The organism is Bacillus sp. FSL H8-0534, assembly GCF_038005885.1.
Lineage (GTDB): Bacteria > Bacillota > Bacilli > Bacillales > Bacillaceae_G > Bacillus_A > Bacillus_A pseudomycoides.
This window is the reverse complement of the sequence record NZ_JBBOUC010000001.1, coordinates 55,154-68,628: the sequence shown is the minus strand read 5'-3', so window position 1 is coordinate 68,628 and position 13,475 is coordinate 55,154. Positions and strand designations below refer to the sequence as shown.

The following is a 13,475-nucleotide window of genomic DNA, read 5'->3' as shown; positions in this document are numbered from 1 at the left end:
ATAATCTATTACTTTTTTCTATAGTCTAAAACATTTTTTAAATCAAAAAAATTTGCTCAATCTTATTAGTCACCTATATAAGTCACTAATAAAACCATCATCAGTCTTCAATCTATTCGGCCGTCCTGCTGCAACTTGCATTCCTTTGTTCCGTTTTCCTTTTTTAAGTATTAAATTTCCCGCCTCAACTTCTACTATTCTACCAAGTTCATCTGTTGTATATTTATAACCCTCCTTCTTTAATTATAGGCATACAAATAGGCTCTCAAGTGCCCTATTTATATATTTTCTACATCTATACTTTCCATTTCATTATGAAAATAGCATTACACCTAACAGTTATTCAATCGGTCCCATAAATTGAGTAATTAAATAAATATGCTCGATCAATTTAACTTTTTGCAGATTCTCTACTTTTTCTGCGCCCCCTAATCCAAGAAGAGGAACATAGCCAAAACACTCATTATAAGCTGGAATTCCGTAATTCTGAATAGCTACTAAATAGGGATTCCATTCCATATATTCTTCTAAATATTCTTCTTCCTCAAGAAATCTTAAAAACAGGTTGAATTTAGAGGCAATAACTTTTGATTTTCCTTTACGATAATTTAATTGAATAATATATGATTTATCACCATACTTCTCAAATAAAAGGATATCCCCCATGCTTGTCGTAAACAACGGTATTGTATTTTGATTTCTAATATACGTTTCTTTAACAATTTCAAAGTACTCTTCTGGATTAATCAACCTAAGATAGCCATTTAAAACCTTTCCAAATCCATAGTTTTCCCAAATATTAATTAACGTTTCAGGAAGTACATTAGAATACTTTTCGACTAAACTTTCAGGAACTCTTTTTTCCAATTCAAAGTCCTTCATTATTTTTAAGTTAGTTATACAAAACTATTCCCCCTTTTCAATTGTTCCTCATCATGTTCGGTGATATTTATTGAATTTTTTCATCCAAAGTTTCTATTCGATGCCCTGATGGAGAACATAGTAAAGCGTTCATACTAATATCCTACATGCCCCACTATTAGCTGCGTATCTCCCAGTTACTTAATCTGGATTATGTATAGCTGTCTGCTAATATGTCTTACTTTCTATTGCGCTATCTTCATCAAGAAGTCGTTTACGATTTTTCAAATATTCATTTACCTTTAATATTTCCTTAAGCTTTAAACTGTCTTACAAATTCTTCAGAATCAAATTTAGTATTTTAGTTAAAATCCACTTGAATTTCTACTTCATCTCACCTCTTAGCCCTTTTAACTCCTTTACTAACTTCATAAACCGACTTAGTATGATGCTTAATTGAGCATAAAAAATCCACAGTTTAAAAGTTTTTCAATGTGGATTCTTACATTTATTTTTCTCGATAATGCACCATATCATAAGGATAATATGGAGTATCTCTCAAGGTTGAGTCATCTAAATTTAATATTTTTGCGATTGCTCCACTTTCAAAACTCCAGTAACCACTAAAAATCTGACTTCGAATGTTCACTATAGAAGTATTATGGGATTCTGTTATTTTTCCGCTAAAATCTCATCTGTTAATCCTTAACAATAGACTATAGCCATTTTCATTTGTTTATCCATTTCTAGTCTACCTAAAATCCATAGTTTAATAAAAGAATACACTTCTAGGATACAAATCAATTTTTTGATATTAATTCAAATAGGTTGGTAATTGATTTAACCAGTCTTCAAAATTATCCGCTTCTTTGGTTACACCATGTTCTTCATGAAAATAATAGTAAACTCCCGTTTGGTGGCACTCTTTTGAATGAAGACAAAAGTAGTCTCCATTACCTATACTGTAAAAAGGGATTAGTTCGTTTTTCCAAAAGCCTTCTTTCATTTCATAATCATAAGTAAATTCAATAGTAGCATTTCCGTTCGTTTTACCACTAGAAACATTTAAAATCTCTCCTGGAAAGACATATTCAGACATTAGTTCAATAAAGTATTTAAATTCTTTAGGAAATTGACATCCAAACTTTTTCTCAATTTTTACCCAATCATTAGCTGAAGGGGAATCTAAATCCCCTAGTTCTTTATCTAACATACTTTCTAATAAATTTGCAATTTCATCTTTTGTCACTAACTTTTCCTCCCTTATACTAGAAAAACGAGGGAGTTCTCTCTTATTTACAAGTATTCCCTCGATTAAAATCAAATGCCGCTTCAACACCATTTTTCATTAACTTTTGTAATAACGTATCAAGTCCATCTTTGCAATAACAATGGATTTCCTCTTTATATAATGGTAATAATGTATGGAAGTAGATTGGCCAGTCACCCTCTATTCTTTTAACATCCTCACGAAATTCCATTTTGAATGTACTTGAACATTGTGGCAGCGGCGGTACAATCATAACAACAGAAAATCCCGTCTCTTTATCATATGGATGAATTGACGCATTTGGATCCCACTTCATTTCACCTAATTGGACTCCATACGTCTGTTTTAAATATCCCTCTGATTGATTCGGAAATACAAGCCACTGTCCTAAGCCATATCCATTTCGCCGTACATTTTCCCCAAGCTGTCGTAAAAGGCGCAAGGGCCAACCGTATTTCGCACTATCCAAAGCAGATGTTGATACTTCCCAATCTTTTGGCAGATGCATGACAAGTTCTGCATAACCACTATCTACACTTGATGGAGTAGGCATACGGAAATAGCTATTTCGATTAAGATTTAAATGGCAACGTCTTGGTAACCCACTTCAGTTACTTTTTCATTTAATAGACGAATCCCTAGTCCATTTTCTGTGTCCCATGTACAATCAAAAGTTATCCCAATATCTCGCTCTTCATAAATATCTCCATATGGAACTACAATTCCAACTAAAGTTATCATCTCAAGTAATTGATCAGTTGTTTCGATGTGTGGATAATTTTCATTAAATTCAATATCATACCCTAGTTCTTGACGCTCTTGTTTGTAATAGTCTAATATCGCTTGTAAAAAACCTTGCTGTAATTGTTCCCAATTTTGCACTAATGAGTTATAAGCAGTATATTGTTCTTCATCAAACTTACCGTCTTCTTCACCTTTAACCATCAATGCTATTTCAGCTTCTTTCCCACAAAATTCAATGGTAATATACTTAACCCATCCATATGTATATTCAAGCTCACCAAAAACCACATCATTTATTATCATTTTCAAACTCTCCCTTTTTATTTATCAGAAAATCTCTTGGGCCAAGATTTACTTCTCTGATAGTACAAAAGTCATCCTCTTCATTAACATTATTTTTATTGTAAAACTAATCTACTCTGCTATAAAGTTGTTTAAATTAAAAACTTTGAAGGACTTTAAACCAATTAAAAAGTTGTTCTATCCTACTCTCTAATATTAATTGTTATTACCAATAGGTTCTATACTCAGTACCGTACCACTGGTTCCTAGTTTTTCAATTAGTTTTTTTGCCTTACCATATGGAAATCTCTCTACTAATATATAAGGAGGATTTTTTGAACCCTTTAGCAAATCTGCAGTGGAAATCTCAATCCCTAATACGTTCTTTATTCTTATTAAATCTGTCAAGCCTTCATTAGGAGTTTTTGCTAACACTATATTACAAATATCAGATGGCTTAATTATTGTTTTCTGTTCTATTTCATTTAAACAACCACTATTCACCCATTTGTTAAAATCAGAGGTAATTATAGTAGCATGGTTTGGATTCATATCCCCAGAATCAATAACTAATACCTCTTTCCCCTCTGCATCTTGAGACATTAAAAAAACATTACCTCCACCGTCATCACCAATCGAGATATACCCAATTGCATATTCATCTACTTCCCAAACCTCATTTCTTTCTACAATATGCTCCGTACCATAAATAACTAACCCACCACCGATTGAAAAACCATTTGTACATCTTAATAAACCCTTATATACATTGGGGAATTTAACTTTCATACGATCTTCTACTTCTTGGATTTCAATATCACTTGCTGCCGTTTTTTTTATCAAGTCTGGAACCTTGGATAGATTAATCATTTGACAAATCCTCCTAAACTATCAAGATATTTATATGCATCAATCATTGCCTTTCGTGCCGTTTTTTGATCCTGCTTTAATCATTTGCCTATAGATCTCATTAAATTCATAACGTATATCAGTATTCAAGCCTTCATTTTTTCTCCGTTTCCTCTGCATAGAAGAAATTATTGCACGTGATCGGCCAAAGCTTGAAGGGAGAAGTATTACAGAAGCTTTCTTTTCCTTATAATCAAAAAGCCTCCCTCTTTAGCCCATCCTTTTACCTATTCATTTTGCAATGGATAATGAGACTATATTCGATTATCAGAAGCAATATCTTTATTTCCTGGTGCACGATTATCCTCTGGACTGACTCTACCTATGAGTAAGCAACAACCTGCTTTAGATTGTTGCTTACTCAATAGTTTCAAAGATATATATTTGCATTCTTCAACCCAAAAGATATAATTCTTTTAGAGTTTCTATAAAATCAGAATCCGTTTTTACTTCAATCATATTAATAAGATCATAAAATCGGCTTAGTTTAAAAGAAAAATTGTATAGAACAACCGCGGCACTATTCAATTTCCTAAATCTATCTATATAAATCTTAGAGCCACTTTTCCCTAAAAATAAAACATTATATCTATCATTTGTGCTTTTTTCTAAAATTATTCTATCTGGCTTAAGTTCGAAAAAAGAATGATACTGTTCATCTGAAAAAGTTTTGAATATCTTTTGAATATTATTTATTGATGTTGCAATCTCGATTTCATTTTGAACATTTGTATCATATTTTCTTACTTCTAATTTATTTTTCGAAAAAATATATAAAGCCAATGCTGATTTATATTTATCTGAAAATGTATCTACTTTGTATTCTTTTCCTCTAACAACTTCAAAAAGCTCATAATGATTATTTGCTTCATTAAAAGTTAACTTAACAATAGTTTCAGGATGATCTTCCCCACCTAATGGTGCAACACAAATAATATCTTTTTCCCTTTTGATCACTTTAATTTCTGTTTCAATTAAATTATATATACCACTTAAGTCCATATTTCACACTCCTTTATGGCTTTATTTGTTTAATAACTTTAAGCTCTATTAATTCCTCTATAGAGTAAGGTCGACCATTAGATTTATATTTAATAATTTGCGTTCCTCCACTTGGCTGATTAAACCAAGGAACAATTTTCTCTGAAGTTACTTCAAAATCATCAATAACCTCATAAACATTATAAGGCGCTTATTCACTATGCGGAGCCAAAACCCTACTTGGGAACGAATCTCTTTCAGGAGCTAAAGAGAAACCTGCTGAATTACCATATCTACCTAGTCTCATTTCGGGATGTAATGTTTCCACTTTTTGAGTTCCCGAAACAAATCCATCATTAGGCGGCCAATGAATTTCTCCTGTTTTTTGGTCATAGTATTTTGGATTCTTATATAATCCTTCATTAGGTGGATAATCCCATTTCTTTATATTTTCAAGGATTTTCACATCATCTACATGTTTTCCAGCCTCACTAGCTCCCTTACCAACATTACCCGTACCCTTAACTCCACTAACTTCCTTACTAACCTCTGAACCACCATTCCCTAATCTCGTAGCAAGCGAAGCCTTAAGCCCCTGAATCTTACCATCCATAAACTTACTACTCTCTGCATGGCGTACATTAACCCACTCGGTAAGCTTCCCTGGGCCAGCTTGCTTCACTATCATTGTACCGTCTTTAGCTACTTCAACACTTTTGAGTGTAGATGTTACATAATCTACACCCTCGACTATTTTTTAGCCAATCTGATACATTTTGTCATTTCCGGATTTTCCTGTTTTTAATCCAACCAATGTGAAATAATCTAATTATTATTTTACCTATATGAATTTTTGATTGAAACCATTTTTATACTAAAGCAAAAGGGCTATCCCATAAGCAAGTGAAACCAACTTATGGAACAGCCCTTTTATTTTAAATACCTGTTAATCATGTGATTTTTTTAGTTCGTATTTTACTGATTGTGTTTTAAGCCCCTGCTACCTGCTAATTGGATCGTAAAATATAATACTGAGACCCAATTTATTTGGGACATTTATCTAGAAAATATGCACAAAATATTTGCGAACTCGATTCATTCATCGGTAGACATTGCTATAAGCTTAATTTTCTTTCTCTAAAACACTAGCTTTTATTCTGTGCTTTAATTATTTCCATACCCTTCATAAATTTCTTAATAGAATCCTCATTCTTCATTAATCCACTTAAGTATAACAATACATCAAATTCTTCAGGGTCTGCATCATAATATATCATTCCTGGATCGATAAAAGGCTCATAAACTATATTACATATATTTTGTCCCCCTATTTGTATATTAAAACATCTTTCCAATTTGGAAATATAACTATTTTTACAAATTGGAAAGATGTTTCAAATGATTGTCCATTGTAGAAAAAAAATAGTTTGTCATCTTGAACATAAATACCAACTACCTGTCCATCTTCACTTATCCCACCAATCCCTAGTACTGTTTTATACCTATCCCCAGTTTCTTTTATTGAATACGTATTATTATCAATTAATATGTATGATTCCAGTTTTGGATAATTATGCAATGTTATCATAATGATTATACTCCTTTCCAAATAGAAGACATTATTATTTCACTGCCATACATTGTTATTTTCTATTTTGATTATAAGTTAGGAATTCAGATAATTTATGACTTTGCAGCAAAATTATACTCCTGATGTTAAAATTTCTTATGAGTTTTTTAATCTATTCATTCCTTTAATAAAACTTAACATGGAATCTTTACTTAACATCAAATTACTTAGATATAGGAAATAATCGAATTCATCCTCATCATCGCCAAAAGTTAAAACGAATGGGCTTATATATGGTTTATATGTAATATCACACACAACCTTATCTGTTATTTTAACTTGAAAATTACGTTTTCCATTATCAGTTCTCTCATTTATACAGATAATCTCATCAGGAATTGCCTCATATTTCTTCTCATTATATATAAAAAAGAATTTATTTGAATCAACAGAAATACCTATCAATTGTCCATCTTCACTAAATCCTCCCACACCTTGCCTAACTAACTGTACTTTATTTTTTTCAACTATTGAATATCCACTAGGTTCTAATATAATATATGTGCCAGTCTTAGAGTAATTATTCAGTATTATCATAAGTTACACCTCCTAATGTACTAATCCTAATAGTGTATTTATTGCATCTTTTTGCATTGATTTTTCAATTATAATTTTCCATACTTGTTCATCTCATTCATAAATTCCTTTATCAATGTATGAATCTTTTATCTTATTAAACATACTCTCAGCTGTTGTTCCTATTGGATTACCGTATTTTTAATATTTCTTTCCTCTAAACCAGCTCTCTCCTCTGCAGTCATATTTCCCCTTGCTGTAATTTTTGCCGATTACACGCTTCTACAACTTGCACCATAAAAAAGCAGCAGAGATTTCTAGTATTTATCTCTGCTACTTTTTTCATTAACTTCCAAAACAAACTAATTTTCATTCCTCATAATCGTACAAATACTTTTCAGATAAGATTATCTAATGAGAGCCTCTTATTTCTTTCATAACTTTTTGAATTATCTTACTTATGTCTCAACTCACTCAAATTCATCTAAACTATTCAGAGTTTTATCACTTATGTCAGAAGGTTCAAATTCCTCCCAATTGTTTAATTGAAACGATACTCCATCTACATTTACAAAGCCACTTCTCTTATAGAAATAACCACCGCGTTCATAAAGTTTTATTACTGGCTCAAATAGATCTTTGTTCTCAATAGCGATTTGATTTCCCTCATCTATAAGTGCATTTAGTTCAAGGAAACTTGTAACTATTGCATTTTGATAACTATTCTTCACTTCATTAATTAATTCAATTCCTTCTATATTTACTTGCGGTGATGTGATTGAATTAGAAATACTTATAAAGGGGTAAACACATTTACCTGGATATGTCCGGAAAAATATCGCAATTCTTCTTAAATACTCTTTGCACAATTGGACATTCGATTTTCTTTCTATTTCCCCAATACGACTCCAATCAATTGCTGAAATCCGCTTAATTGCTCGGTTTAAATTCCCCAAATATTTTCACCCTTTACATTCATCGCCCATTATAATGTCATCTCGCCTAAGCCTATTTTTCTCATCCTATTGTTATGCACGATGTTTCACCCGTCATGAGCTTTCGATTTTTATATAATCAGCTAATGGACTCAATCTCTTATAAATATCACTGTTCTGCTGAGGGATTATAATCAACCTCTGCATTTTTTAATCCTTCTATTACTTTATTTATTCGTCTCGATAAATCATTTATTTCTTCTGATGTTAATTCACCTTCTGCTTCTTGTGGATTAAACAAACTTAAAGTCTTTGTTATACCTTCAACGTAACCAATGAAAACTTTATCATAAGTAATTAAAATCTCTCCTATAGCAACATCAACGATAATATCCTCTATTTTACCTAAGTTATTGAAATCGTCTACTATTCTTGCTATTGTGTGTCTATGCCCTCTATTTTGAGATAAAAATTCTTTATATACCCCTTGAATTGTTTCAAACAACTCGTTGTATGTCCAGTCTTCCATTAAAACTCTCTCCATTACCCATTAATTTGGTTTTAATCTTTCCCCATTATTATGTATTATCTCTAATTGTTATTACTTCCTACAATTTCTTTGCATGAGAAAAAGAGATAATGTTTCTTATTTGAAACACTACCTCTTTTCATTGTTATAACATATATTTACTTTTAGTTACAATTAACTATTTTATTATTTTATCAAACAACACTTTTATGTTGTTACTTTATTATATAATGCATTCAATATTATAAAACTATTTATGCGTATATTTTAATTCCATCCTTTAATACCTAATTTAGGGTTAATCATCTTATCTGCATCATGTTCTTCAATAAAAAAATAAATTAAATCTACAAAAAGTCTTAAGTCTTTCTTGTCTACAATATAATACCACTCTTGCATATGATCTCCACCTATACAATACTTAAGTCCTCTTTCAGAAACTTCATCATCAAATCCCCACATTCCCATTGGCATGATAATGTTATACCCATTATAATTCAACCAAATATTTACTTTATCTTCATTTACTTTTATCTTCAATTGACACTTATTACTGGTATACCATAAAAAATCTTTTTTATCTTCTATTTTCCAAATCATTTCAACTTTCCCCCATGATATATATCATATAATCCAACACAAGCATCCATACCTGGATTACTACTTACAGATGCATTAACAACTCCCTCCCATGAACCATATTTTTCAAAAAAAGACTCTGGTGTTGGACCGTCTGCATTATTATAAGTTTGTAAATTACTCTTTCTTACTAATTCATATCCCTCCATATCACCTTTCTCAATATAGCTATTTAACCTATTTGCATTGCGTTCATTAACCATCTTTCTTGCAATATCTTCTGTAGAATATCCCTGACTATAAAGATTATTCAACATTTTCTCATTAGCCTCGTGATATGCCTGTCTTGTCTGTTTTGCAATTTCAACTTGATCAAAATCGCTCCAATCTATTTTATTTGCATATTTACCTATACGAGTTGAATCAGGATTAGGTGAAAAACCATAAACTGCATCTGGATTTTCAAGTATATCTTTTACCGCCTTTGGATTATCCATAGGATTATTCTTATAGGTAAATTTAGCATCTCCCGTACCCTTAGCAGGCGAAGCCTCAATCCCCCGAATCTCATCATTAATTTTCTTACTACTCTCTGCATGGCGCGTATTAATCCACTCGGTAACCTTTCCTGGACCGCCTTGTTTCCCTGCTACTACACCGTCTCCAACTATTTCATGACCCTTGTTGAAGAAAGCAAGTGTATTCTCCATTCCTTGGGTCATTTTTCCGCCAAGCTGATACATTTTTTCATTTCCGTATTTTTCTGCTTTCAGGCCTGCTAGTCTCACGCGGTCAAGCGCAATATTTTTGTTGTCTCGCAATGATTGTACTATATTTGGATTAAAACTAGTTTCTCCAGTTCGCAGTTTCGCTAATAATCCAAGGTTAGTTGTTACTTTGATCCTTTTTACAACTTTGTTTCTACTATCGTCGTACACTGTACATAACCATTATAATCCATAAAAACAGCACCAAAGATGTAACACTTAGTGCATTTATAAAATTGTAATGAATCCTTTAAATTAAACTCTATGCTTAAACGCAAAAAAGCACTTGTTGTCTTTAGTAGACAATCAAGTGCTTTAAGTTCATGTATATCCGTATGGTCCTATGGACGCAATTTCATGAAGTTCTTACTTTTTACAATAGATTTCAAAGAGGAAGTGTCCGTATGATAACACTTGTATCAAGTCGTTTCATGCCATTTTAAAGAAAGGAGAAGTATATCGTACACAATACGTCACATTTGAACAGGCAAATCTGGCACTATTTCAATATATTGAAGGGTTTTATAACCGCAAGCGAATTCATAGTAGCATTGGTTATAAAACTCCTCAAGCAATAGAAGATCTAGCTAAAAAGGTAGCTTAGATTTAACTTTCTCGTGTCCAAAATATTGACTCAAATCCACTCCTTGCTTTTTCAAGTTCTTTTAAGATTTCTTCTTTTTCTAACTCCTTAAATCTAGAAATCTTCTCTTCTAAACCATACTCTATTAATTTAAAAAACTCTTTATATTTTAAACATGATATCTCTTCTGGATAACCAGGAAATCCCATACTTAATACAACTTCATCCATCTCACATCTTTCAGAATCACCGTCATCATAGGTACTGTAAGTAGCTATCATACAAACATCATCAAAAACAACATCTTCTTTTGTTAAAATTACATTTATACATTTTATTATTCTTGATTTATTAATAAAAATCCCTCTAATAAAATTCTTATTCCATTCATCACCCATAATCTTTTTCTCGCTCATAAACATTCTCCTAACTACATATCTTAATCAAAACTTGTTACTGGGTGGAAATTTGCAATTTCCCCGTCCCTAAAATATCCCATAAACTTCATTCCGTTTGATGCTTCACCACAAATTAAGTACCCATTTAAATATCCATATTCAGCGAATGATTTTCAAGTTTCTTCTCTAACAATCTTTCCACATTTTGCACCCGTTCTGCCAGCAAATCCTACGCCTTTTTCAAACTACCACCAAACAAATAATATTTTTTAGGAAGTAATTTATCAATCCTTCGGTACATATACTACAAAATTATCCAAATTCAAGAACAAGTGTAGCATAGACCCTTTTACAATCTTTAAATTATCATCACATCAATGACTACTAAAGAAAATAAAACCGAAACAATACAAGAGCACTGAAAAAAACATTCATACGGAAAAAGAACTATTCCCATCTTCAATTATATGTGTGTTGAATTGCCCTACTATTATTATCATTACACTTATTCCTCCCTTTATTGCTTTTAAGCATAAAAAAAGACTAACAAAGAAATCATCATCCAATGTTAGTTCATATTTTAGGTTGTATCTAGATCGCAGTTTGATTACATGTAAAAAAGTTCATTCCTTCTTATCGTTTAAGTTAGAATAAGCCTTTGAAAATTTATCAAGTAATTAGCAAATTGTTGAGCTTTTGGTTTTTTGGTTATATTTCACAATCTTATCACAAAGGCTGTAAACGTAAATTATAATCAGTTCAATTATTCTCAATATCAATATTGTCTAAATTTTCATCTGAAATATCAGCAGCTTGTAACTTTACATATCGTTCCCGCCAATTGTCTATAGGAAATGCTCCAAATCCATAGTCTAAATAGATACCCTTATCAATTCTAAGAGTGCCTCCCCTTTCAAAGTACTTTATTAATGGCTCATAAACGTCTTGAAAATCACCGTTAATGATCTTTCCATTCTAAGTAACGCAGACAAATTGTTTTACATAATAAATTTGGTTTACCTGGCTCAGTAAAAATACTTGTAATAACATCCTCGAAATCCAGATTAATATCCAACACTTTTGCGGGGCTAAAAAATGGTCCACATTCAAATGGATAAACTTCTAAAAACAACGAGCTCCTTCTCAAATACTCAGTGATTAAAAGTTCACTAGATTTCTTTTTCACTTCAGAGGTTCCCCATGTAACCTGAGAAATACGAGTTATTGCCTGTTTCATTACATCATTCATATCATTCACTCCATTTGAGATTATAAAATTGAGCGACACTTTCCTCATATTAACTCTGCCTTTTTTTCTGTCGCTGTATCAATCTTTAATTTTACCTTCACAGGGGGTCCCTCGTATCGTTTCGGGGCTTTCCCCGCCTCCTCTATAGGTACGTTCTGCCCACTCTTCAAATTCAAGTTCGAAAAAAACTATGCCGTTTTTTTCTCAAGCCACTGTCCTAACCAATATCCATTTCGCATAACATCTTCACCAAAGTTTTGTAAAAGACGTAATGGCCATCCGTACCTTGGATGTTCTAAAGTAAATGTAGATACTTCCCAATTCTATTGAAAGAATCCCCGATAATCCTGATGATTTTGAGATTATAGTAAAGGATAGCCCGCAATGTTTTTTCGAAAGCTGGCTATCCTTTTACTTAATTCATATAAGTTTCCCATTAAACTGCGTATGCTTCTTTTTTGGAACTTACACAGTTTAATTTACACTCTCATTGAATATTTTTTACAATTTTTAACTTAGTTTTGCATTTTTCATGCTCCGCAATCCAAAACCACTTGTATACGCTGTGCCAACTTTTCTTTCTCATCATCAGATAGCTGTTCACCTTGAATATTGTCTAATGTAAACTTCTTCAATTCGTTTATAAAACTCATGTCTTCTATTTGTGGCATCAAATTATATCGTAATAAATTTTCAGCTAAGGTTGTATACACTATAATTTTTTCACTTGCTGTATTTTTGCAGTCACGCTCAAAACACTTGAATACTTTAGCAACTACTTCATTTTCATCTGTATCATTAGAGTTGATTTCATCAAAAAATTTATTAACTTCGTCTGTTAATTCTTCATAGTACCAACATACTCTTGGATAATAGTCTGACGGCTTTGCTTCTAATTGTTTAAGTACCTGCCCCTTACGAAAGAGGAAATCATTGTACTGTTCCTGTGTAAGTTTATGCTCCTGTTCTATTAACATAAAGTTAATATTTGATATCGTTTCAATCATATAATTTTTGAATGTATTGGAAATTTTAGAATGCGAAACTAGAATTTCTGCAAATATTACACTGATAATTAATTTATCTGTCACGCTTTTTTTCATTAACATATCATACTCATTAAATGTTCGTGCAACTGCCTCCTTTCTGCTCATTTTTTCATCTTCTACATATTCACTATACGTCTCATATATATATTCTGAATACTCGTCACAGCTATAAGCCATTTATAAAACCTCCGAA

17 protein-coding genes and 4 pseudogenes are annotated in these 13,475 nt (G+C 31.8%); 1 reads left to right on the top strand and 20 read right to left on the bottom strand.

Going from position 1 to position 13,475, the window contains the following annotated elements; translation table 11 throughout:
* Positions 1–93: 93 nt before the first annotated feature.
* The 17 genes and pseudogenes from MHH71_RS30465 to MHH71_RS00375 form a co-directional block, all read right to left on the bottom strand.
* Positions 94–243 (bottom strand): annotated as a pseudogene (locus MHH71_RS30465) (DNA/RNA non-specific endonuclease); the annotation flags it as partial.
* A gap of 96 nt (positions 244–339) precedes the next feature.
* Positions 340–882, bottom strand: a complete 543-nt coding sequence (locus MHH71_RS00450) for a T6SS immunity protein Tdi1 domain-containing protein (protein WP_006095373.1) — start codon at positions 880–882, stop codon at positions 340–342.
* Between the two features lie 487 nt (positions 883–1,369).
* Positions 1,370–1,501 (bottom strand): annotated as a pseudogene (locus MHH71_RS00445) (PoNe immunity protein domain-containing protein); the annotation flags it as partial.
* A 174-nt stretch (positions 1,502–1,675) separates the two neighbouring features.
* On the bottom strand, positions 1,676–2,110 hold the full coding sequence (locus MHH71_RS00440; RefSeq protein WP_006095372.1) for an SMI1/KNR4 family protein: 435 nt from the start codon (positions 2,108–2,110) through the stop codon (positions 1,676–1,678).
* Between the two features lie 43 nt (positions 2,111–2,153).
* Positions 2,154–2,684, bottom strand: coding sequence for a suppressor of fused domain protein (locus MHH71_RS00435; RefSeq protein ID WP_006095371.1), 531 nt, complete (start codon positions 2,682–2,684; stop codon positions 2,154–2,156).
* A 26-nt stretch (positions 2,685–2,710) separates the two neighbouring features.
* The gene (locus tag MHH71_RS00430) at positions 2,711–3,178 is read right to left on the bottom strand and encodes a DUF2004 domain-containing protein (RefSeq protein WP_006095370.1); all 468 of its coding nucleotides are present in this window, start codon (positions 3,176–3,178) and stop codon (positions 2,711–2,713) included.
* Positions 3,179–3,373: 195 nt separating this feature from the next.
* On the bottom strand, positions 3,374–4,027 hold the full coding sequence (locus tag MHH71_RS00425; RefSeq protein ID WP_006095369.1) for an SMI1/KNR4 family protein: 654 nt from the start codon (positions 4,025–4,027) through the stop codon (positions 3,374–3,376).
* A 39-nt stretch (positions 4,028–4,066) separates the two neighbouring features.
* On the bottom strand, positions 4,067–4,234 hold the full coding sequence (locus MHH71_RS00420; protein ID WP_176134303.1) for a hypothetical protein: 168 nt from the start codon (positions 4,232–4,234) through the stop codon (positions 4,067–4,069).
* Positions 4,235–4,459: 225 nt separating this feature from the next.
* On the bottom strand, positions 4,460–5,068 hold the full coding sequence (locus MHH71_RS00415) for a hypothetical protein (RefSeq protein WP_006095368.1): 609 nt from the start codon (positions 5,066–5,068) through the stop codon (positions 4,460–4,462).
* 13 nt (positions 5,069–5,081) lie between these two features.
* A pseudogene (locus tag MHH71_RS00410) lies at positions 5,082–5,243 on the bottom strand (glycohydrolase toxin TNT-related protein); the annotation flags it as partial.
* A gap of 15 nt (positions 5,244–5,258) precedes the next feature.
* On the bottom strand, positions 5,259–5,735 hold the full coding sequence (locus MHH71_RS00405) for a hypothetical protein (protein WP_033798980.1): 477 nt from the start codon (positions 5,733–5,735) through the stop codon (positions 5,259–5,261).
* A gap of 639 nt (positions 5,736–6,374) precedes the next feature.
* On the bottom strand, positions 6,375–6,635 hold the full coding sequence (locus tag MHH71_RS00400; RefSeq protein WP_006095365.1) for a hypothetical protein: 261 nt from the start codon (positions 6,633–6,635) through the stop codon (positions 6,375–6,377).
* Positions 6,636–6,773: 138 nt separating this feature from the next.
* Complete coding sequence (locus MHH71_RS00395; RefSeq protein ID WP_018766334.1) at positions 6,774–7,214, bottom strand: hypothetical protein; 441 nt, start codon at positions 7,212–7,214, stop codon at positions 6,774–6,776.
* Between the two features lie 449 nt (positions 7,215–7,663).
* The gene (locus MHH71_RS00390) at positions 7,664–8,149 is read right to left on the bottom strand and encodes a hypothetical protein (RefSeq protein ID WP_006095363.1); all 486 of its coding nucleotides are present in this window, start codon (positions 8,147–8,149) and stop codon (positions 7,664–7,666) included.
* Between the two features lie 148 nt (positions 8,150–8,297).
* Positions 8,298–8,657: an Imm3 family immunity protein gene (locus MHH71_RS00385; protein ID WP_078211690.1), complete on the bottom strand. Its 360-nt coding sequence runs from the start codon at positions 8,655–8,657 to the stop codon at positions 8,298–8,300.
* A 267-nt stretch (positions 8,658–8,924) separates the two neighbouring features.
* Positions 8,925–9,257: a hypothetical protein gene (locus tag MHH71_RS00380; RefSeq protein WP_240516998.1), complete on the bottom strand. Its 333-nt coding sequence runs from the start codon at positions 9,255–9,257 to the stop codon at positions 8,925–8,927.
* Positions 9,254–10,174, bottom strand: coding sequence for a hypothetical protein (locus MHH71_RS00375; protein ID WP_006095360.1), 921 nt, complete (start codon positions 10,172–10,174; stop codon positions 9,254–9,256). Before MHH71_RS00375 ends, MHH71_RS00380 begins: the two co-directional genes overlap by 4 nt.
* Positions 10,175–10,388: 214 nt before the next feature.
* Here MHH71_RS00375 and MHH71_RS00370 point away from each other — a divergent pair.
* Positions 10,389–10,607: pseudogene (locus MHH71_RS00370) on the top strand (IS3 family transposase); the annotation flags it as partial.
* A 2-nt stretch (positions 10,608–10,609) separates the two neighbouring features.
* Here MHH71_RS00370 and MHH71_RS00365 read toward each other — a convergent pair.
* The 3 genes from MHH71_RS00365 to MHH71_RS00355 all read right to left on the bottom strand — a co-directional run bounded on the left by MHH71_RS00365 (position 10,610) and on the right by MHH71_RS00355 (position 13,459).
* Positions 10,610–11,002, bottom strand: a complete 393-nt coding sequence (locus MHH71_RS00365) for a hypothetical protein (protein WP_018766330.1) — start codon at positions 11,000–11,002, stop codon at positions 10,610–10,612.
* Positions 11,003–11,942: 940 nt separating this feature from the next.
* Positions 11,943–12,233: a hypothetical protein gene (locus tag MHH71_RS00360; RefSeq protein ID WP_240516997.1), complete on the bottom strand. Its 291-nt coding sequence runs from the start codon at positions 12,231–12,233 to the stop codon at positions 11,943–11,945.
* Between the two features lie 530 nt (positions 12,234–12,763).
* Positions 12,764–13,459 (bottom strand): Imm3 family immunity protein, encoded by a 696-nt coding sequence (locus MHH71_RS00355; protein WP_006095358.1) that lies wholly within the window; start codon positions 13,457–13,459, stop codon positions 12,764–12,766.
* Positions 13,460–13,475: the final 16 nt, after the last annotated feature.